Annotated in this window: 19 protein-coding genes and 3 pseudogenes; 1 reads left to right on the top strand and 21 read right to left on the bottom strand. The window is 58.2% G+C overall.

What is annotated here, in order from left to right; translation table 11 throughout:
- The 7 genes and pseudogenes from Tsedi_RS12430 to Tsedi_RS11745 all read right to left on the bottom strand — a co-directional run.
- A pseudogene (locus tag Tsedi_RS12430) lies at window positions 1-368 on the bottom strand (hypothetical protein); the annotation flags it as partial.
- Window positions 369-452: 84 nt separating this feature from the next.
- Window positions 453-593 (bottom strand): hypothetical protein, encoded by a 141-nt coding sequence (locus Tsedi_RS12220; protein WP_185970667.1) that lies wholly within the window; start codon window positions 591-593, stop codon window positions 453-455.
- Window positions 594-610: 17 nt separating this feature from the next.
- Window positions 611-2,172, bottom strand: a protein-coding gene (locus Tsedi_RS11765; RefSeq protein ID WP_143896841.1) for an IS3 family transposase whose coding sequence is annotated in 2 segments (ribosomal slippage) — window positions 611-1,743 and window positions 1,743-2,172 — 1,563 coding nt in all. Because the reading frame shifts where the segments join, the coding sequence is not laid out codon by codon here.
- Window positions 2,114-3,613 carry an IS5 family transposase gene (locus tag Tsedi_RS11760; RefSeq protein WP_425472765.1) on the bottom strand — a complete coding sequence of 500 codons (1,500 nt, stop codon included), beginning with the start codon at window positions 3,611-3,613 and terminating at the stop codon, window positions 2,114-2,116. The genes Tsedi_RS11765 and Tsedi_RS11760 overlap by 59 nt, the downstream gene beginning before the upstream one ends.
- A gap of 108 nt (window positions 3,614-3,721) precedes the next feature.
- A pseudogene (locus tag Tsedi_RS11755) lies at window positions 3,722-4,228 on the bottom strand (transposase); the annotation flags it as partial.
- 31 nt (window positions 4,229-4,259) lie between these two features.
- The gene (locus tag Tsedi_RS11750; protein WP_143896839.1) at window positions 4,260-5,579 is read right to left on the bottom strand and encodes a hypothetical protein; all 1,320 of its coding nucleotides are present in this window, start codon (window positions 5,577-5,579) and stop codon (window positions 4,260-4,262) included.
- Window positions 5,566-6,363, bottom strand: coding sequence for a glycosyltransferase family 2 protein (locus tag Tsedi_RS11745; RefSeq protein WP_143896838.1), 798 nt, complete (start codon window positions 6,361-6,363; stop codon window positions 5,566-5,568). The genes Tsedi_RS11750 and Tsedi_RS11745 overlap by 14 nt, the downstream gene beginning before the upstream one ends.
- An 86-nt stretch (window positions 6,364-6,449) precedes the next feature.
- On the opposite strand from Tsedi_RS11745, the gene Tsedi_RS11740 reads away from it, so the two are divergent.
- Window positions 6,450-7,460: an IS5 family transposase gene (locus Tsedi_RS11740; RefSeq protein ID WP_143896836.1), complete on the top strand. Its 1,011-nt coding sequence runs from the start codon at window positions 6,450-6,452 to the stop codon at window positions 7,458-7,460.
- 175 nt (window positions 7,461-7,635) lie between these two features.
- Here the strand turns inward: Tsedi_RS11740 and Tsedi_RS11735 are convergent, their stop codons facing one another.
- The 14 genes and pseudogenes from Tsedi_RS11735 to Tsedi_RS11670 form a co-directional block, all read right to left on the bottom strand.
- The gene (locus Tsedi_RS11735) at window positions 7,636-7,953 is read right to left on the bottom strand and encodes a hypothetical protein (protein WP_143896834.1); all 318 of its coding nucleotides are present in this window, start codon (window positions 7,951-7,953) and stop codon (window positions 7,636-7,638) included.
- Between the two features lie 14 nt (window positions 7,954-7,967).
- Window positions 7,968-9,392 (bottom strand): mannose-1-phosphate guanylyltransferase/mannose-6-phosphate isomerase, encoded by a 1,425-nt coding sequence (locus tag Tsedi_RS11730; RefSeq protein ID WP_143896832.1) that lies wholly within the window; start codon window positions 9,390-9,392, stop codon window positions 7,968-7,970.
- Window positions 9,389-9,904, bottom strand: a complete 516-nt coding sequence (locus Tsedi_RS11725; RefSeq protein ID WP_143896829.1) for a GDP-mannose mannosyl hydrolase — start codon at window positions 9,902-9,904, stop codon at window positions 9,389-9,391. Before Tsedi_RS11725 ends, Tsedi_RS11730 begins: the two co-directional genes overlap by 4 nt.
- Before the next feature lie 11 nt (window positions 9,905-9,915).
- A complete protein-coding gene (gene fcl, locus Tsedi_RS11720; RefSeq protein ID WP_143896827.1) occupies window positions 9,916-10,887 on the bottom strand; it encodes a GDP-L-fucose synthase in 972 nt (323 codons plus the stop codon).
- A gap of 7 nt (window positions 10,888-10,894) precedes the next feature.
- Window positions 10,895-12,013: a GDP-mannose 4,6-dehydratase gene (gmd, locus tag Tsedi_RS11715; RefSeq protein WP_143896825.1), complete on the bottom strand. Its 1,119-nt coding sequence runs from the start codon at window positions 12,011-12,013 to the stop codon at window positions 10,895-10,897.
- A 46-nt stretch (window positions 12,014-12,059) separates the two neighbouring features.
- On the bottom strand, window positions 12,060-12,989 hold the full coding sequence (locus Tsedi_RS11710; protein ID WP_143896823.1) for a glycosyl transferase: 930 nt from the start codon (window positions 12,987-12,989) through the stop codon (window positions 12,060-12,062).
- Window positions 12,989-14,101: a DegT/DnrJ/EryC1/StrS family aminotransferase gene (locus tag Tsedi_RS11705; protein ID WP_246099273.1), complete on the bottom strand. Its 1,113-nt coding sequence runs from the start codon at window positions 14,099-14,101 to the stop codon at window positions 12,989-12,991. Before Tsedi_RS11705 ends, Tsedi_RS11710 begins: the two co-directional genes overlap by 1 nt.
- A 48-nt stretch (window positions 14,102-14,149) precedes the next feature.
- Entirely contained in the window at window positions 14,150-15,130 is a 981-nt protein-coding gene (locus Tsedi_RS11700) for an NAD-dependent epimerase/dehydratase family protein (RefSeq protein WP_143896821.1), read from the bottom strand.
- Between the two features lies 1 nt (window position 15,131).
- Complete coding sequence (locus Tsedi_RS11695; protein ID WP_143896819.1) at window positions 15,132-15,947, bottom strand: methyltransferase, TIGR04325 family; 816 nt, start codon at window positions 15,945-15,947, stop codon at window positions 15,132-15,134.
- Window positions 15,925-16,848: a glycosyltransferase family protein gene (locus tag Tsedi_RS11690; RefSeq protein WP_143896817.1), complete on the bottom strand. Its 924-nt coding sequence runs from the start codon at window positions 16,846-16,848 to the stop codon at window positions 15,925-15,927. Before Tsedi_RS11690 ends, Tsedi_RS11695 begins: the two co-directional genes overlap by 23 nt.
- 98 nt (window positions 16,849-16,946) lie before the next feature.
- Window positions 16,947-17,468, bottom strand: a pseudogene (locus Tsedi_RS11685) (GDP-mannose 4,6-dehydratase); the annotation flags it as partial.
- A 2-nt stretch (window positions 17,469-17,470) separates the two neighbouring features.
- On the bottom strand, window positions 17,471-18,205 hold the full coding sequence (locus Tsedi_RS11680; RefSeq protein ID WP_143896816.1) for an FkbM family methyltransferase: 735 nt from the start codon (window positions 18,203-18,205) through the stop codon (window positions 17,471-17,473).
- Window positions 18,206-18,228: 23 nt separating this feature from the next.
- The gene (locus Tsedi_RS11675; RefSeq protein ID WP_143896814.1) at window positions 18,229-19,566 is read right to left on the bottom strand and encodes a flippase; all 1,338 of its coding nucleotides are present in this window, start codon (window positions 19,564-19,566) and stop codon (window positions 18,229-18,231) included.
- Between the two features lie 10 nt (window positions 19,567-19,576).
- On the bottom strand, window positions 19,577-19,992 hold a 416-nt coding region (locus tag Tsedi_RS11670), incomplete at its 5' end, for a hypothetical protein (protein WP_221934227.1).

Genomic DNA, 19,992 nt, shown 5'->3' with positions numbered 1-19,992 from the left:
GCCCAGCCGAGGTTGCCGGTCAGCCCGTGCACGCTGAAGGCGTAGCCCAGCCGCGGCGGCGAGACGCGCTGGTTCAGGATCGAGAAATCCACCGGGTGAAACGGCGCGTTGCCCACGCCGGCCAGCAGCGCCGCCAGCCCCAGCCAGGCTGCCTCCGCCCCCACCAGCCCGCGCCAGCCGCTCCACGCCAGCGCCGCCGCCAGCGCCGCCACCAGCGCCACGCCCCCGATGCGCGGCACCGCTCCGACGTGGAATTTCTGCACCCCGTCCGTGACGTCGCCGCTGAAGCGCACGTGCCGGCGCGCCGAACGCACGATCGCCAGCGTCACCGCAAACGCCACCGCAAAGGCCAACCAGAATGTCTGCAACCCTCACCCCTCCCCCAGCATCGCGCGCAGCAGCACGGCATTGGCCCGCCGCACGTTAAATCGTCGTCCCTGAAATATTCATTTTCAGGCCATCCGCAGCCGCAGCAAGGCCGCATGGACGCCGCCGGTCACGGCTGTTTGCTGCCAGGCAAGCCAGTGGGCCAGCAGTTGCGCGGCCGCGATGAGGCGCAAAAAAGCTCGCTTCAGGAAGGCGGTGCGTGTCAAGATAGTTGTCGCCCAAGTCATGCGGCCAAGTGTTGTGTATCGTGATGCAGCGTGAGGCCTTCGATCACCGCGTCGCGCTCGGGGTTGAGCGTGACGGCGCCGATGGGCTGCCAGTTGCGCGTGTGCCGACTCCAGCGCGACGGATGGCGCTGGCGGGCACGTTCGTAAACCTGATGCCTGGCCGCCAGGATCGCTTGGTCACGCCCTTCATGCCGCGCTGCCGGGCTCACGTAGCGGATACCGCTGTGCAGATGCTCATGGTTGTACCAATGCACAAACTGCGCCGCCCAGTCGCGAGCGGCGTGCAGGTCGGCAAAGCCACGGGCGGGGAACTCGGGCCGGTACTTGGCGGTGCGAAACAGCGATTCGACAAAGGCGTTATCGTTGCTGACGCGTGGGCGCGAGTACGAGGGCTTGAGGCCCAGCCAATGCAGCATGGCCAGCACCGTGGTGGCTTTGAGCATGGAGCCGTTGTCGCCGTGCAGCACGGGCTTGCTCGCCTGTGTGGCAATGCCCTCGGCCAGCGCCGTGCGGCGCACCAGGTGCGCGGCATGGCAGGCGTCGTCGTGCTCGTGCACCTCCCAGCCCACGATCTTGCGACTGTAGAGGTCCAGGATCAGATACAGGTAGAACCAGCGCCCGGCGATCTGGGCGGGCAGATAGGTCATGTCCCAGCACCAGAGCTGGCGCGGGCCACTGGCCACATGCGTGCTCGGGCCGCGTCGCGCCTGCGGCGCCTTGGCGCGGCCGCGATGGGCGGCTTGCCCTTGTGCGCGCAGGATGCGGTAGAAGGTCGATTCGCTGGCCACATAGCGGCCTTCATCGGCCAGCGCCGGCACGATGCGCGCAGGCGGCTGGTCCGCAAAGCGCGGCTCGTTGGCAATGCGCAGCACCTCGGCGCGCTCGGCTTGGCTGAGCGCATGGCTTGGCCTGGGTCGCTGCGCCTGGGGGCGAGCGTCACAGCGGATGGAGCCGTCGGCCATTGCCCAGCGCTGCAGCGTGCGCAGCGTGATGCCGGCCGTCTCGCAGGCCTTGTACAGACTGGCGCCATCGCGGTGCGCTTGCCCGATCAGTTCCACCAGATGTCGGCGGTCTTGCAGCGGGATCATGCGTCCTCGTCCCCCGGCAAGACCGCCTCGAGCTTTTTTGAGAGCACCAGCAATGCCGCGGTCTCTGCCAACGCCTTGTCCTTGCGGCGCAGATCGCGCTCGAGTTGTTTGATGCGGCGCTGCTGGGCCTTGGCTTGGGCCGGGCTGCTGCGCTCGCTGGCTGTGCTGCCCAGTGCCTCGGTGGCCGCCTGGCGCCACTCGATGAGCTGCTGCGGGTACACGCCGTTGGCGCGGCACCAGGCATTGCGTTGCTGTTCATCCATGGCCGCCGTCGTCAGCAACGCCTCAAAACGGGCTGCAGGCGTCCAGGCCTGGGCAGCGGCCGGTTGCGACAACGCCGCATCGCGCCACTTCTGCAGCGTCTGCACGCTCACACCAAATTCCCGCGCCACGTCTGTCAGCGAAGCGCTCTCAGGCGGCAGCAACCGCGCCACAGCCTTGTCCTTGAATGCTTGTCCGTATCTGGCCAACTTGTTCTTCCATCATCGCCCCCGGCTTCAGAGTTCTATGCGGGCGACATCTATTCTGACGCGGGGGGAAGGGCACACCCTTCTTCGCGATCATGCGCAGCAGCCAGCGGATGTTGTAGCCTGCCGCACACAGCACCGCGTGCAGCCGGTCGCCCTGCTCGCCCTTGAGGTGGCAGCGGTCCATGCGGTGGTCTTGTTTGAGGTGCCCGATGACCGGCTCGATGGCCTGGCGGCGCTTGAGCAGCCGTCTTTCCTGTGCTGTGAGGCGCTTGATCTTGCCGCGGTGCACCAGGCGCACATCAGGCACGTCGGCCTGCACGCCGCGGCAGCCCAAGTCGGCATAGACTGTGCAGGGCTTGACGCCCATGTCCTGCATCAGGATCGTGGCCTGCTCCAGCTGCGCCTGCAGCGTGTGTCCGTCGTAGGGGTTGCCATGGAAGGCCCGGGCTCCGACGATGAGGCTGTGCTTCAGCGTGCTGGCAATGCCGACCTTCACCCCGAACTCGTAAGGGCATCGGGCCTTGCCCTTGTTGATGCACTCCACTTCCGGCGCGTGCCAAGCGTAGAGCTTGGGTGTGCCCTCGGCAGTCTTGCGCTGGGCGGTCTGCGCCACCAGACGCGCCGCCTTGTTGAGGGTATCGCCAAGAGCGCTCTGGATGGCTTGCCCCAGGCGGGCAGCCTTGCGCTCGATCTCGCGCTGCAGCCTGCCCACGATCGTGCGCTGGCGCCGGATGCTGCGGCGCATGCGTGCGAACTGCCGCGCGTGCGCATAGCGTCCTGCCTTGCGGCTCAAGTCCTTGCCTTCCTTGGCAAAGGTCTGCTTCAAGGCGATGCCGGCTGCCTTGGCCGCTTGCACCAGCTTGGTGCGCGCGCTCTCAAGCAAGCGGCTGTCGGTGGGGTGCGCCACCGCCTTGGGGCTACGAGTCGTGTCCACCACCACGCGCTTCAAGTCCTGCGGCTTGATGAGTCCGGTTTCCACCGCTACGTTGATGGTCTGCGCAAGGAGTTCTTCCACCCCTTCCTCGCCCAGCAGCCGGCGAAACTTCACCAGCGTCGTGGCATCGCACGGCAGCCGGTCCTCGTAGTAGGCCATGCCCGAGAAGTATTGCCAGCGCGGCGACTCGCGCCAACGCTCCACCACGCCTTCGTCGGACTCGTTGAAGGCGTGCTTCAGATACAGCAGCGCAATCATCACGCGCAGCGGCACGCGGGGGCGGCCCGCATTGGACACCTGAGCTGCACGCACCGGCGCTTCGCCAAAGAGGTCCAGATCGGGCATCGCCACCCCTGCGCGCGCCCGGCGCTTGAACAGGTGCGCAAGCCTTGCTTCCAACTCCTGCCACGGCATGCGTGAGGCCAGCACCGCCAGCGGGTGCCTCAGGTCGATCATCTGATCGAGCCGCAGACGGAAGAAGTCCTCGGTGGCGGGGCAGGCTGGCATCGCAAAACTCCCAGAAAACGGCGCTTCAAGCCATCAAAGCCGGGAGAAATCATACCCGAAAACGCCCAATAACGCAAGAAAAATCATGAGGTTATGAATATTTCAGGGACGACCCCTTCGGTCTTGGCCACGCGAGCGCGGCATGCGCTTGGGCATCGCACGCCGCAGGCAGGCGATGAGCTCCTTGCGCAGCTCACCGCGCGGCATCGCGTAGATGCAGTTGTAGATGGTCTCGTGCGAGACGCGGCGATGCGGATCGTCGGGCCACATGCGCTTGAGTGTGCCGGCAATCTGCCCTGGCGACCAGCCCTCCAGCAGGAAGTGATGCACCACGCCGAAGAGCACACCGTCTTCGGAGAGCTTGCGGCTGCGTCGGCGCTTGAGCCGCATGGCGCATGCACGCGCCCCGGCTGCCCGCGCGTCATAAGTGCTGCTGCCCGCCGGCACGAAGGCCGCGCGCTGCGGCCAGTCCAGCGCTCGCCGGATCTCGCGCGTCACCGTCGAGGGCGAGCGCTGCAGCGTGCGGGCAATGCTGCGTGCCGAGCAGCCCTGCTGCAGCATGATCATGATGGTGGCGCGCTCTTCGGCGCTGAGGTGCTGGTCGTGGGTTCCCATGGGTCGGCGGCAGGGTCAGGTGCAAGGAAGATCAGGGGTGTTGCACTTGATTATTGACTCCGCCGACTCCGCCTCCCACATACTTTGGGGAAGCCCTCGCCACAATAGATGCCATACACAAAGGAACCAACAATCCATAATACAATACGGAGTCAAATAATAACGTAAAAACCGGAACACAATATAACAAATACTTTACAAAGTGGTTTTTTATAGCTAAAACCAATTTAATATAATAAATCAACAAAATAGCAAATACCAAAATCCCATATTCCGCCCAAATCATGGGCAAAAGCGACTTAGGGGTTGACGCTGCGCCCAATAAATAATCATCGTTATATAGATAATCAACCCCATAGTCTCTTAATACACCTGGAAGCCAAAATTTAAAAGCACCAAACCCAATACCCAACGGATGCGTAAACCCCAATTCAACCGCAACAAACGGATTTATCACCCTCCCCATCCACGAAGCACTTACGGCGGCTAGCTCAAAAATATTATCCAGCGACATAGCCGACAAAAGCTCGATAATTTCTGAAGCTCTTTTTATTGTATACTCACCAATACCGAACCCACCAATCAAGAACACACCAACCCCTAAAGGCACCCACTTCAAAAAAATACGTATTCGCAATCCGCTCTGAAACAAGCAAATCGCCACTATCGCGAGAAACGATAAATAACCTAAAAAAGAGCCCGTAAAATATATCAAGCACACCACAACAACACGATATGCGTACAACCAGCCACCACGAAACACAAAACTGAACGCCAACAAAAATAAGAGGTATCTAGCCGCCCACGACGGCTCTCCACTTATAAGCTGCACTCGTCCTTCATCCACCCTATAACTAAATAGTGATGTCAAAACCACATTGACTTCGTTTAAGCCGGCTAAGTTTAAGCCAACCTGAACCAAGCCAACACACAAAGGCAACACTCCAGAAATCAATATCAATAACGAAACACCCTTTATCATTACATCAACGCCCACCTTTCTAGCAAACAAAGAAAAATATTTTAGCAAACCTAAAACACCAAAAAACAAAATTAACCAAATAAACACGCTTTTTACCAAAAAGACCTGGTCTGAATATGAAAAATAAATGTAAGAAAAAAAAGACACCAAAAAACTATAACTCAATACCAAATACAACTTCAAGGAAGTCACGTCAACCTTATAAGTGACAAATACCGAGTGCAGACCTATAATTACAAACGGGATTATCCACAAAGGACGATAGACAACACCGCTTAAGCCATAAAAACTATCAAGAGGCATTAGAACAAAGCCCCATAAGGCAAACTTGCCATAGGGTACACGAATTGAGATTTTATACAACTTCACGAATCTTTGCCACATAACTCATTAATTTAAAGTAATTTTTCTTTGAAAATAAGCGCATCAAGAACAGCTTAATCAACAATTGTACATATATATATAAGACGTTTGCCCGCCTTCCCAGCAGACGCGAAACTTTTACGCGCTCTTTCACATGTCGTCGAAAATGCCTCACATCTTCGTACCAGCTAGAGATACCACCAAGCTCAAAACGAACAACATCAAGCGGAATAAATACAAACTCAGAAATTTTTATTAGGTTTTGCAAATATAAAGTGTCGCCACAAATTTTAAAACTTTCATCGTACCCCATATAAGCATATTTTTTTGAAACAAAAACAGCCTGATGTATAGGCAAACTTTTTTCTAGCCTTAATGGTTTATTTGCACCCGGCTTGCGATATAAAACCTGGCCCTCATACGCAATTTCTGCCACGCCGTAATAATTCACCTCCCGGTCCTTCAGCCACGAAGAGGCTCGTTCCAAAACAAAGTTATCGCAAAATACGTCGCCGGCATTCAAAAACAAAATCCAATCCCCAGAAGCCATGCTTAAACCTTTATTCATTGCATCAAATATACCTTTGTCTTTTTCGCTTATAGATTTTTTTATTATATCGCCGTTTTTCTTTATGATTTCATTTGTACTATCAGAACTGCCCCCGTCAACAACAATAAGCTCTATGTTTTTATAGGTCTGCGCCCTAATAGAATCAATAACTCTCTGCAAACCTGTCGAGTTATTGAGAGTTACGGTTATTATGGAAATTTTTGGTCGAACTGACGTCATGGGATGCCTCTCGCGGTTGTAAGTGACCCACCCCCTGACCGGGTAGCATGACGCCTGTGAGGAAGCATGCTGCAGGAGCGCCGCCGATGAAGCAAGCCAGCCTGGGAGCAGGGTTCGAGCTCAAGGTCAAGACCACCCGCAAGCGCGAGTTCCTGCGGCAGATGGACCAGGTGGTGCCGTGGAAGGAGCTTGAGGCGCTGATTGCCCCGCACATGCCCTCGCCTGGACCCAAGGGCGGCCGTCCCTCGTACCCGGTGTCGGTGCTGTTGCGCATCCACTTCCTGCAACAGTGGTTTGCGCTGTCGGACCCGGCGGCCGAAGAGGCCCTCTACGACGTGCCGGCCTTTGCCGAATTCGTGGGTCTGGACCTGGGGGTGGACACCGTGCCCGATGAAACCACGATCCTGCGCTTGCGGCACCTGCTGCAGGAGAAGGACCTGAGCCAGCGCATGTTTGAGCTCGTCAACGAGATCCTCACCCAGCGCGGGCTGATGGTCAGAAGCGGCACGGTGGTGGATGCCACGCTGATTGCCGCGCCCAGCTCCACGAAGAACCAGAGCCGCAGCCGCGACCCTGAGATGGTGAGCGGCGATGAGTCGGAGCCGCGAACGACGAAGAAAGGCAACCAGTGGACCTTCGGCTGCAAGGCGCATGTGGGCACGGATGCGGCCAGTGGACTTGCCCACAGCGTGGTGGTCACGCCAGCCAACGTGGCCGACGTCACGCAGGCGCACGCGCTGCTGCACGGAGAGGAACGAGACGTCTTCGCGGACGCGGGCTACCAGGGCGTGGACAAGCGCAAGGAGCTGCAACAGCATCACCCCAAGGTCAACTGGCACGTGGCCATGCGGCCGGGCAAGCGCAAGCAGCTGGACACAAGCAAGCCGCTGGATGCGGTGCTGGATGAGCTGGAGGGCGTCAAAGCGCGCATCCGCGCGCGCGGCGAGCACATCTTCGGCGTGCTCAAGTGCGTCTTTCGCTACACCAAGGTGCGCTACAAGGGCCTGAGGAAGAACGCGGCGCAGATCACCACGCTCTTGATGCTGGCCAACCTGTGGCTCGTGCGCAGGCGGCTTATGCAGCCCTTGAGGGGGTAAGTGCGCCCCAATGGGGCGCGCAAGCCCCGCGCGGGGCCGCCAAAGGCCCCGGCGGGGGCTGAAACGGCCCCGCGAGACTGCCGGAATCATGCCTGAATCCACGATGTGAAACCCAAGCCCCGCGACGGCGTCAGCAGCAGGGGTTGAGCAGACTTTCCCGAGAGCTTGACGTCGCTCATCCAAAGTACCTCGCACGGATGGCTGCGGCCTGCCGGGCTGTCAGCACCTCGTGGTCAATCTTGCCCATCAGGTTCTTGCGCTGCTGGCCGCGCCGATGGTTGATCTGGCCTTCGGTTGGTTCCCGGCCGAGTTCCTGCCGCAGGCTCGCGCGCAGCCACTCGGTCTCCAGCGCGTGATAGAACTCGACCGACTTGGCCAACTCGATGATCCAGCGGCGGTGCAGCGCCACCACGAGCACGCTGGCGCCGCCGATCAGCGCGGCCAGTACCGTGCCCGATGCGCTGATGATGGCCGCAACGATCACTGCATCCATGCCATGGCCCCCCATCAGGCCCGTCCAGCCCGTCCATACGCATCGCTCAACCGCACGATGTCGTCCTCCCCCAGGTAACTGCCCGTCTGCACCTCGATCATCACCAGCGGGATGACGCCGGGGTTTTCCAGGCGGTGCGGCTGGCCGACGGGGATGTAGGTGGACTGGTTCTCGGTGAGCAGGAAGGTCTCCTCGCCGCGGGTGACGCGCGCGGTGCCCTGCACGACGATCCAGTGCTCGGCGCGGTGGTGGTGCAGCTGCAGGGAGAGCTGCGCCCCGGGATTGACGGTGATGCGCTTGACCTGGTAGCGGGCGTCGGCATGGATGGCGTCAAAGCTGCCCCAGGGGCGATAGACCTCGCGGTGCTGGCGGTGCTCGGCTCGGTTTTGCGCCTGCAGCCGCTGCACGATGTGGCGTACGTCCTGCGCGCGGTCGCGATGCGCCAGCAGCACCGCGTCCTTGGTCTCCACCAGCACCACGTCACGGACGCCCACCGCCGCCACCAGCCGGTCGGTGCCGTGCAGGTAGCTGCCTTGCACGTCGTGCAGCAGGACGTCACCGATCGTGACGTTGCCATCGCCATCCTTGGCGCCGATCTCCCACAGCGCCGACCATGCGCCGACGTCGCTCCACGCCGCATCGAGCGGCACCACGGCGGCGCGATCGGTCTTTTCCAGCACGGCGTAGTCGATCGAGTCGGCGGAGCAGCCCTCCAGCGCCGCCCGGTCCAGCCGGATGAAGGTCAGATCCGGCCGCGCGCCGGCCACGGCCTGCTCGCACGCCGCGCGCATCGCCGGCGCCAGCCGCTCAAGCTCCTCCAGATAGCGCCCCGCCCCCAGCGCGAACATGCCCGCGTTCCAGTAGTGCGCGCCGCTCGCGGCGAAGGCCGCGGCGCGCTCGGCGTCGGGCTTTTCGACGAAGCGCGCCACGCGGTAGCCGTCCTCGCCCAGCGGCTCGCCGCGCTCGATGTAACCGTAGCCGGTCTCGGCGCGGGTCGGCACCACGCCGAAGGTGACGAGCCAGCCCTGCCGGGCCAGCTCGGCGGCACGCAGCGCGGCCTGCTGGAACGCAGCCACGTCGCCCAGCACCTGGTCGGCCGACAGCACCAGCAGCACCGCCTCGGGGTCATGCTCGAGCGCCTGCAGCGCCGCCGTCGCAATCGCCGGCGCGGTGCCGCGCGCGATGGGCTCCAGCAGGATCGTGGCCTGCTCCAGGCGGCCGCTCTGGCGCAGCTGCTCCGCCACCAGAAAGCGGTGCTCCTCGTGGCTGACGACGATCGGCCCCGCGCACGGCAGGCCCTCCAGCCGCGCCAGCGTCCCCTGCAGCATCGTGCGCTGCCCATCGGGCAGCCGCAGGAACTGCTTGGGATGCAGCTCGCGCGACAGCGGCCACAGGCGGCTGCCCGAGCCACCCGCCATGATCACCGGCACCAGGGTCATGTCGTCGGTTCTCCCTGTTTCAAGATCGGCCATGCGCCGGGCCTGAGCAGCCGCGCATAGGTCCGCGTGTGGGGGTGCACGCCGGGGTCGGCCGCCAGCGCCTCGGCCGGCCACCAGCGCAGCGCGTCATGCTGCCCCGGGGCCGCCGCGCCCGGCACGTCGCCGCCCGGCCAATCAAGCCCATGCACCAGCACCACGTAGTGCGTCGTCGGCCCCTGCCCGGCCGGGCCGAAGACGCTGTCCTCGTAGAAATGCTCGTCCACGCCGAGCAGGCGCGCCTCCTGCCGCCGCAGCGCCAGGCCCAGCTCCTCCCGCGCGATGCGCGCGAAGGCCTCGTCCAGCCGCTCACCCTTGCGGATGCGCCCGCCGGGGGCGAACCAGCACCCTTGCGCCGGTCGGTTGCGCCGCCGGCCCAGCAGCACGCGCCCCTGACCGTCGCGCAGCAGCAGGTCGATCGCCACCAGCGGCGCGGCGGCCACCACGGTGCGGAAGAGCTCCGGCTCCAGCCACATCGGCGCCACCCTCAACGCTGCCGCACTTGCGCGGCATGCTCACGATACCACGCATAGGCCGAGCGCAGCCCCTCCTCCAGCCCGATGGAGGGCTGCCAGCCCAGCGCCCGGATGCGCGAGACGTCCAGGAGCTTCCTCGGCGTGCCGTCGGGCTTGCTGGCGTCGAAGACGATGCGCCCGCCAAAGCCCGTCACGCGCGCGATGGTCTGCGCCAGCTCGGCGATGGTCACGTCCTGCCCCGTGCCGACGTTGAGGTGGCGGCGCATCGGCGCGGTCTGGCTCCGGTAGGCAGCCTCGTCCAGCTCCATGACGTGCACGCATGCGGCGGCCATGTCGTCCACGTGCAGGAATTCGCGCCGCGGTGTGCCGGTGCCCCACACCGTCACCGCCTCGTCGCCGCGCTGCGCCGCTTCGTGAAAGCGCCGCAGCAGCGCCGGGATCACGTGCGCGTTGTCGGGGTGGAAGTTGTCGCCGGGGCCGTAGAGGTTGGTCGGCATCACGCTGCGGAAATCGCAGCCATACTGGCGGTGGTAGCTCTCGCATATCTTCAGCCCGGCGATCTTGGCCACCGCGTAAGGCTCGTTGGTCGGCTCGAGCGGCCCGGTCAGCAGCGCCTCCTCGGGGATGGGCTGCGGCGCGTGCTTGGGGTAGATGCAGCTCGAACCGAGGAACAGGAGCCGCGGCACGCCCGCCTCCCACGCCGCGTGGATGACGTTGCACTGGATGACCAGGTTCTGGTGGATGAACTCGGCCGGGTAGGTGTCGTTGGCGTGGATGCCGCCTACCCGCGCCGCGGCCAGGTACACCCGCTCGATGGCGTGGCGCTGAAAGAAGCGCCGCACCGCCGCCTGATCCAAGAGGTCCAGCTCCTCGCGCCCGGCCAGCAGCAGCCGGTCGCCCAACCCCAGCGCCTCAAGCCGTCGCACGATGGCTGCACCCACCATGCCGCGGTGGCCGGCGACGAAGATCTTGCCTTGCGTCATCGCATCCTCACCGCTCGGCGGACACCGGCACCTCGTGCCCGTGCGCCTTCAGGAGGGCGTGGCGCTGGGCGATCTTCAGATCCGCCGCCACCATCTCGGCGCACAGCTCCCGCGCCGTGATGGTCGGCTGCCAGCCCAGCTTCTCGCGCGCCTTGGTCGGATCGCCCAGGAGCGTCTCCACCTCCGCCGGACGGAAGTAGCGCGGATCCACCCGCACGATCACGTCGCCCGGCCGCACGTGCGGGGCCTTCTCGCCCCGCACCGCCTCCACCACCGCGCGTTCTTCCACCCCTTGGCCCTCGAAGCGCAGCGTGATGCCCAGCTCCTCCGCCGTCCAGCGCACGAAGTCGCGCACCGAATGCTGCTGCCCGGTGGCGATGACGAAGTCCTCCGGTGCATCCTGCTGCAGCATCAGCCACTGCATGCGCACGTAGTCGCGCGCATGCCCCCAGTCGCGCAGCGCATCCAGATTGCCCAGGTACAGGCAGCGCTCCAGCCCCTGCGCGATGTGGCACAGCCCGCGCGTGATCTTGCGCGTCACGAACGTCTCGCCCCGCCGCGGGCTTTCGTGGTTGAAGAGGATGCCGTTGCAGGCGTACATGCCATACGCCTCGCGGTAGTTGACGGTGATCCAGTACGAATACAGCTTGGCCACCGCATAGGGGCTGCGCGGGTAGAACGGCGTCGTCTCGCGCTGCGGCACCTCCTGCACCAGACCGTAAAGCTCCGAGGTGCTCGCCTGATAAAAGCGCGTCTTGTGCTGCAGGCCCAGGAGGCGCACCGCCTCCAGAAGCCGCAGCGTGCCCAGCGCATCCACGTCGGCGGTGTACTCGGGGCTTTCAAAGCTCACCGCCACATGGCTCTGCGCGCCCAGGTTGTAAATCTCGTCCGGCTGCACCTGCTGCACGATGCGGATCAGGTTGCTGGAATCCGTCAAGTCCCCATAGTGCAGGATCAGCCGCGGCTGCGGATCGTGCGGGTCCTGGTAGATATGGTCGATGCGCTGCGTGTTGAAGCTGGACGCCCGGCGCTTGATGCCGTGCACCTCGTAACCTTGCGCCAGCAGAAATTCGACCAGGTACGAACCATCCTGGCCGGTGATTCCTGTTATCAAAGCTCGCCTCATACTAACTCACTGAATATCACGTTATGCTCCCCGATAACATCAAACGTCAATACCACCTCATCACACCGTAAGGCAACCCGGCAAGGCTAATATAAATATCTCGCATAATATTACGCAACACCCAACGAATTCCAATTGAGCTCTGCGGACGAAGGCACCAGCCAACTTTCTCAGCAATTGCGACACCATCCTTTAGAGATTTCAAGTAAGGGGCATATATATTTTTGACAACTGGGCGTGGAAGTCTATATCCACCAATCGCTATCCGCCGACGCGACAATATACGGAGACCGTGGAAGTGGTAAAAAATAGCATCTGAATACGGAAACCTTATGGCATTCCACGGAGCCAACGCAGCACCAAGGTTGCGAAGCACATGTACTTCTGAACCAAATTTTTCTGGCCAATCGTCCAAATACTTTTGATCACCAAATTTTCCGTCCTCAAACCGAGCATAGCACCATTCTACGCAACGATCCTCCCACCACTTACGAACCGCCTCTCCTCTCCTGCTAAAAGTCATGAACTGAACGCAATATCGACCAGAGGTGACAGACTGATCATATTCAGGCGCATAGGCATGATCTGTGATCAAAACACTTTTACCACTCGCCTCATATTCTATAAAAATATCACTTGGGTTCTTGTAAAAACACAAATCTGCATCCAGATAGGTAACGCGCTCAACACTGAAATCCGCATCAAACACAAACTTCGGAGCAAACGGAGTAAGTGTCCAGCAATATTCTCCCTTGCTGCGTGTGGGTTTGATGCGCAGGAGATCCTCGGTCTCTAATTCGCCAAGTCGCAACAAGCGGACATTGTCAAACTGGAGTCTCGCCAGCACCTCGTAGGCTTCGTCATCGACGCATAGAATCCATAGAATAAAATCTTTGACATATTTTTTCATCGAAAAATAGAGCGCCAAACCTTGCGGAATGAAAAGACTATCAAATAACGTCACATAATGTTCCATCAATCACCTCGGAACGAATTGACCGCAGAAATCACCTGATGGATATCGACATCACTCATCTGCGGGTGACACGGAAGCGATAGACATTGCAAGGCATGCTGCTCGCTATTCCTCAGACCTTGTGGATCACACCGTAATGCCTTGCACGGTTTTTGCTTATGTACTGGCACTGGATAGTGGATAAGGGTTTGCACACCCTTTCTTCGCAAATGCGCTTGCAATCCATCCCGTTGCAGGCAAGTGACGACGTACAGATGATAGACGTGTGATGAAGGCTCTTCAGGCGCGGCCAAGTGCTGAACTAGCGGGTTGACGATACCCGCGCGATAGGCTTCAGCGATTTGGCGTCGTCTTTCTGTGAACCGAGGCAGCCACTTCAATCGCACTCCAAGCATGGCTGCCTGGAGTTCATCTAGCCGACTATTCAAACCCAACTCGGGATGATGATACCGCTCGCTCTGACCATAGTTGCGCAAAGACTCAGCGCGCTTCGCGAGGACACTGCTATTGGTAACCAGCATGCCAGCATCACCGGGCGCCCCAAGATTTTTGGTCGGATAAAAACTGTATGCGCCAGCCAACCCAAAGCTTCCAGCCATTTTCCCTTGCCAAGTCGCCAAATGCGCTTGGGCGCAGTCCTCAATCAGATAAATACCTTTAGTCCGGCTAAAATCAACCCAGGCGGTCATGTCACGTACTTGCCCGTACAAATGAACTAATACGATCGCTTTTGTCTTTGGACTCAAGCAACGCTCGACACTGGCAAGTGACAGCAAAGCAGTCTCCATATCGATATCCGCCAGTACCGGGGTGGCTCCCGCACGCATGATGGCCAACACAGTCGCAAAGGCGGTCATCGGTGTTGTGATAACTTCATCGCCAGGGCCGATGTCCAACCCACGCAAGGCGATTTCGATGGCGTCCATGCCATTACCCACACCTACGCCATGCGCTACCCCACAGAGCTCTGCCCACTTCTTTTCAAAAGCGATTACCTCGCTGCCAAGAACAAACCAGCCGGACTCCAACACGCGTCGCGCGGCATCCAACATTGCCTCTCGCAATTCAAAGGGCTCCGCCTTAAAATCATTCATCAAAATCACGGCAACCACCAATCTGGTTTATCCAAGCTGGCAATATGAGTCCACCTGAGCTGACACTTACCAATAGTGCGTGCGGTACTGCCGATAATATTGAACAGTCTTTTTCAAACCTTCATGCAGGCCAACCTTCGGCTCCCAACCCAATTCACTCCTGATGAGATCAAAATTGCCGTAATAATCCCCGATGTCAATCGCCTTTCGCTCCGGCGGAAAAGGGATTAACTCGTATTTTCCTCCAGGAACTAACGCAACCATCATTTCAGCTAACTCCTTCAGACCAACCACTTCGCCCCCCCCCAAATTATATACTCTACCGTTGGCCTCCTCGCTTGCCCCAGCGAGCAATAAAGCTTCAACACAGTCATCAACATAATTGAAGTCGCGCAATTGGGCGCCATCGCCATAAACCTTGATTGCCTCACCATCAATCAGTTGCCGCACCCAAATACCAAGAAATGTTTGTCGCGCATCTTTTACCCGCATTCCCGGGCCATACGTATTAGTCAACCGTAATGCACAGGCGCGAATGCCATAAACGTTATTGTAAAGGAGGTGATACCACTCACCTGCCAGCTTATTAATACCGTTCACGTCCACCGGTCGAATAGGATGCTTTTCATCGACGGGCAAATATTCTGGCTTGCCATACAGCTGGCGAGTACTAGCAAAAACTATCTTGATGCCCGGGTTTACTTTTCTGCAAGCCTCAAGAATCGATAACTGCGCAGACACATTAATCTCCAAGTCGGTCCGCGGGTCAGTCATCGAATCTAGGTGGCTCGTCTGCCCAGCCAGATTAAAAAGATAATCCTTATCCTTAAGGAGGTAAGGCATGGCGTACGGATCTCGCACATCGCATATGTTCACGACAACTTGCGCAGCGATATCTCGAATATTAAATATATTCCCGCCATATTGCGGAACCAAGCTATCTACCACAGTGACATCAGCGCCTAGTCTAACCAAGGCTCGAGCCAAGTTAGACCCAATAAAGCCAAGGCCACCTGTGATAAGTACCGACTTTTTTTTGTAACTCATTTTAATCTCGCCTTGTTGCGATCAATCCACGCCATTCTGCCAATTGAGTTAGCTTATCCAGCGATTCAAATTCCTCTACTTTCTTGTAGCCAATCTCTGAGAGGGCGACCAATGTCTCTCGATAATTAAAAAACCAACAGGGATAACTGGCAGGATATATGGAAGGCGGCACATATTGCACCATAACAGAGGCAGGTCTACCGTCGTTTACCCAAAAAGGAGTCCTATCTATAACCACCACCTCAGGGCCAAACTCTTTTATTTTTTTAAAAATAGACATGGGATTCGGAAGATATTGCAAGACCGCAGACAAAAGAATTACGCTAGGCCGCATCACCGCTAAACATGTATCAATATCGTCGTAAAACTTCAATCTGTCGTCTTGTATATACTGACGACCTACCGAAACGTAATGCGGCTGCTCAACCACGGCCCACCGCACTTGTGGCAACCTCACCAAAAACACATAATTCTGAAAATAGCTACTCCCTAGAGCACCGCCAAAATCCAGAACATCTAATCGTCCACCGTTTTGCGCCGCAGCCCACATCAGAGCCGCCGTTACAGGCCAACTATATTGTATTTCATCGAAGATAACAGAATCACGCTCGTAGGCGGCTTCACCACGTTTAACCTTCAAGGTGGCGTCCAACACTTTGGCTAGGATGTGCTCACTATCATAGCCGGTACATTGGGCAGCCGCAGCTTCCCATGTAGGATAATCGCCTTCGAATCTGATCCCGCTCTTACGTGTGTATTGGACAACACGCATTAACGCGGGTGGCATCCAGTCTTTAATTAGGTTTTTGAGTCCCATGGCGCGCACAAAATAAATTTTTGAATTTTCTCCATATCTGACTGTTACGACGCCTACTTGAATCCCTCAGGAAATCCTCAATTGCCTGGCGAGCCTCCTCGCAAATGGCCACCTCGCCCAGCTTCGTAAAATCAATCGGTTGAGGACTCAATGAAACGTCAAGCGCACTATCATCGCCGCAATGTGTCCCGCTATCGTCAAGACCGATGTTGCGTACCAAACTGCGGCCGGGGTAAAGCGTAAGCTTACCAGCAAGGAAAGCCGAGGCATGCCAGCGAACAGCCCAAGAGTCATTTTTACCTTTGATCTGGCCTTCCAACATCCGAGAATAACTATAAGCCCCATTGAAATCGAAAGCTTCGAGAAGACCACGACGTCTCAGCTCGTTTAAAAGCGCGCGCCCGTCCGGATTGAATAAACGCCATCCTCGCCTCCAAGTCGCCCAACCCCAGCAATCGGCCCCCGGCAAGAAAAAGGCTTCCGGTAGTGGCTGTTGCACCGGATAAACGTAACCATGAATGCTTATCACACGCTCATCTGCCGCGAACCGATCCAATCCCTCGTTCATGTAATCCAAAAAATATGGTGAAGTCACCATATCATCTTCCAGCACTATCACGCGCTCATGCTCTGAAAGTACTTGTTTTACACCGGTAATGATTGAATTCGCCAAACCCAGATTTTGGACACGGTAGTGTACAGTAACAGATCGAAAGCCTTTAACCGTTTTTAAATATTCACGAACTGCCGTTACGGCGTATATCTTATCCGGAGTCCGCGGAGCATCAGAAAACACGATTAGGTCGTGCGCACTTGACCCGCGATTATTAAGTAACGCCTCTATAGTGCGCTTGGTATGCTCTGGACGCGCATAAACAAACAGCACAATTGGTGTGGTCATTTTGCCTTGTAAGCCTATCAATCCCACTGAGCGCCGCAACCTTGTCCTGCACCAGCAAGTTGTAAACCCTTCGCGTAGATCATAGGTGTCGGGAAAGCGCTGACTTTAACCTCGAGACTTTGTTGGCAATCATAATCGAAAAACAGCGTCTCCGCGCAGCGCTTGCCCTCGTCGTAGCAGGAGCGTGGGCCGATGGGGTTGACCCGCCCCCAGTAGCTCTCGGGCTGGGGGTGTACCTCCGGGTCGCCGTAAACCTCGCTCGTCGAGGCCTGGAAGATGCGCGCCTTGGTCCTTTTGGCGAGCCCCAGCATGTTGATCGCCCCGTGCACGCTGGTCTTGGTGGTCTGCACCGGGTCGCGCTGATAGTGCACGGGTGAGGCCGGGCAGGCGAGGTTGTAGATCTGATCGACCTCCACGTAAAGCGGAAAGGTGACGTCATGCCGCAGCAGCTCGAAACGCGGATGCGCGAGCAGATGGCGGATGTTGTCCTTGCTGCCGGTGAAGAAGTTGTCGACGCAAAGGACATCGTGCCCGTCCGCCAGCAGCCGATCGCAAAGATGGGAGCCGAGGAAACCGGCGCCGCCGGTGATGTGAAGACGCTGTAGGCAGGTCTTTTTCACAACTATGTACCTCGTGGCTCACTATCATCTAGAAAAAAAACAGTATTCACCTGTTTGGCAAATATCGAATACCCCTGACGCCTCATAAACTGAGCCAAAGGATCTTTCTCAAGCTCGACCAAGCTCTTACCCAAGACTTCAGCCAAAACCATTTTTGGGCGAAATCTGGACCAATCATTTGATTGGAGCACATCCAAGTCAAGCCCTTCAACATCAACATTCATAAAATCTATTTTTTTATCTTTTGCATATTGCCCGAGAATATCTTTCAGGGGGACCACTCGAACGCGGACAACTTTCTCAATACGATACGGAGAATCAGCATCATTTCGCGAACGAGACAACTCACAAAAAAACCCGTTTAACGCCTTCTCGTTAAATACGTAGTAATCAAGCTCTCCCTGTTTGCCAGCGACGCCAAGCTCCAAATTTAAGTCTCGCGGCCGATATTTATTAAACAGCCTCATGCTTCCCGGCATGGCGTCAATATTAATACCAGACCAACCCCGACGATAAAAGTAAAACGTATTCGAAAATCTTTTAGGATGGTGCGCCCCAATGTCAACATAGAAACCGTTTTTTTTATCCCCAAAGAAGCGGCGCAAGACGATATCCTCGCCCTCTTGCGACCAAGAAACAGACAGCCACGGATCCCAATTCAAGCACGCCAGCCCACGCTTTATAAGGTTTTTTAGGGGACGGGGTGCTTTTTCTTTAAGAATTTTGAAATCTAGCATTTTTCGCCCACTATCAATAAATATCAGGCAGGCAATCGATAAAACAAAGCTCTATACAAATTAAAAGACCGCAATTTCATATAGAACATGTCCCGCGTTTTGTTATAGAAAAAATCCGCCAAAAAAGCAGCGACTGCGTATGATAGCAATGTAGCTACTGCCGCCCCCTGACTTTTGAAGTATGGTATCAACAAAATATTTAGAACAACATTTGACACCGCCCCCAATACCGTTCTATGCAAATTGAGCGACGTACAGCCTTCGATCAACATCCATTTAGAGCCAGCGACCCCGATAAACACAAAGACAGCTGCCCATACATGAATAACCAAGACATCCGCCGCAGCCGCGTAATTCACACCAAAAAGGATGCCAATAAGCCTACTCGCAAGCGCGGTTGTCAACAAGGCAATTCCAACGCTCGTTACAATCATCAAATCATAAAGGCGCTGCATTCTATTGTTATACTCGACTTCGCTACGTTTTTTTGCCTCAATGATGGTCGGAAAAATAGACGATGTAATAATTAAAGGGATAAAATACCATATTTCACTAATACGAACTGCCGCACTATATATCCCTACCTCCTCATCCCCAACCATCTGCCCGAGCATGATTTGATCGATCTTCATGTAGATCGTGATGGCCATGCCAGACAGCATCAGGGGCCAGGCATCGCGGAGCAGGGTTTTGGCCCGCTCGGCGTTTATGCGCAGTTTCTTCCTCGCGGGGCCCCGCCGGCCGAGCACGATGAGCAGCACCGCCGCCACCACCGCCGCCTCCGCCAGCGTCGCCCAGACGAAGGCCGTAAGCGGGGCGTGCGACAGGATCAGAGCCACCTTGACCGCTGCGAAGACGAGGAACGCGCCGTTTTGCACCCAGACGGTGTACTTGGACTGCACCTGCGATTCGAACCAGTACACGGCGATCTCGCTGGCGCGGAAGAGCTGCATGGCGCCCAGGATGGCGACGATGGTGCGCGCCAGCGGGTCGTCGGGCCGCAGGTAGGCGATGGTGACCAGGATCAGCAGGTACGAGACGAACCCGCCGATGAGCATGAGCACCCCCGCGGTGCCGAGGGTGAGCGGGGCGCCGTCGGGGTCGCGCACAAGGTCGCGCACGACGATGCCCTGCAGGCCCATGCCGGAAATGGCGGCGAACAGCCCGGTGAAGGCGAGCGCGAAGTTGAGCAGGCCGAACTGCTCCGGGCCCAGGTAGCGGGCGATCCACACGCCCACGAGCAGGCCCACGCCCATGCGCAGCACCTTGTCCAGGAACAGCCAGCCGATGTTGTCGAGGATCTTGACGAGGTTCGGCCGGTGCGCGATGCGGCGGTGGATGAAGCCGGGGATCAGGTTCATGGCGTGTCTCTCACATCCCCCACACGCCAATCGTGCGGCCGCCAAGGGTCTCCGTGCGGTGGAAGATCTTCTCCTCCCAGCTCCGTCCGGGTCGGCGGTCGAAGACGATCAGGTGCGCTTCCTGCGCGCCGCACTGGTCGGCATACGCCGCCGTCTGGGTGAGCCCTTCCTCGATCGTCGCTTCCAGGCTCTTGTGCAGGATCTTGAGCTCGAGGACGACGCGCTGCACCGGCCCGAGAAAGCCTTGGGCCTCATCGAGCGGCCACTCGAGGAAGAGGTCGGTTCTGCGCCGCCCCAGCCCATACTCGCGGCTGATGCGCCCGCCTCCGTTGACGATCCTCTGCAGGAAGGCCTGCAGCAGCAGCTGCGGGCCGGCTTCCCGGTACTGGAAGCGCTCGATCCAGGCGTCGGCGTTCTCGCGGAAGA

It is taken from the genome of Tepidimonas sediminis (genome assembly GCF_007556605.1).
GTDB lineage: Bacteria > Pseudomonadota > Gammaproteobacteria > Burkholderiales > Burkholderiaceae_C > Tepidimonas > Tepidimonas sediminis.
Note: the sequence above shows the minus strand (reverse complement) of the source record. Positions and strands in the feature narration are given on the sequence as shown.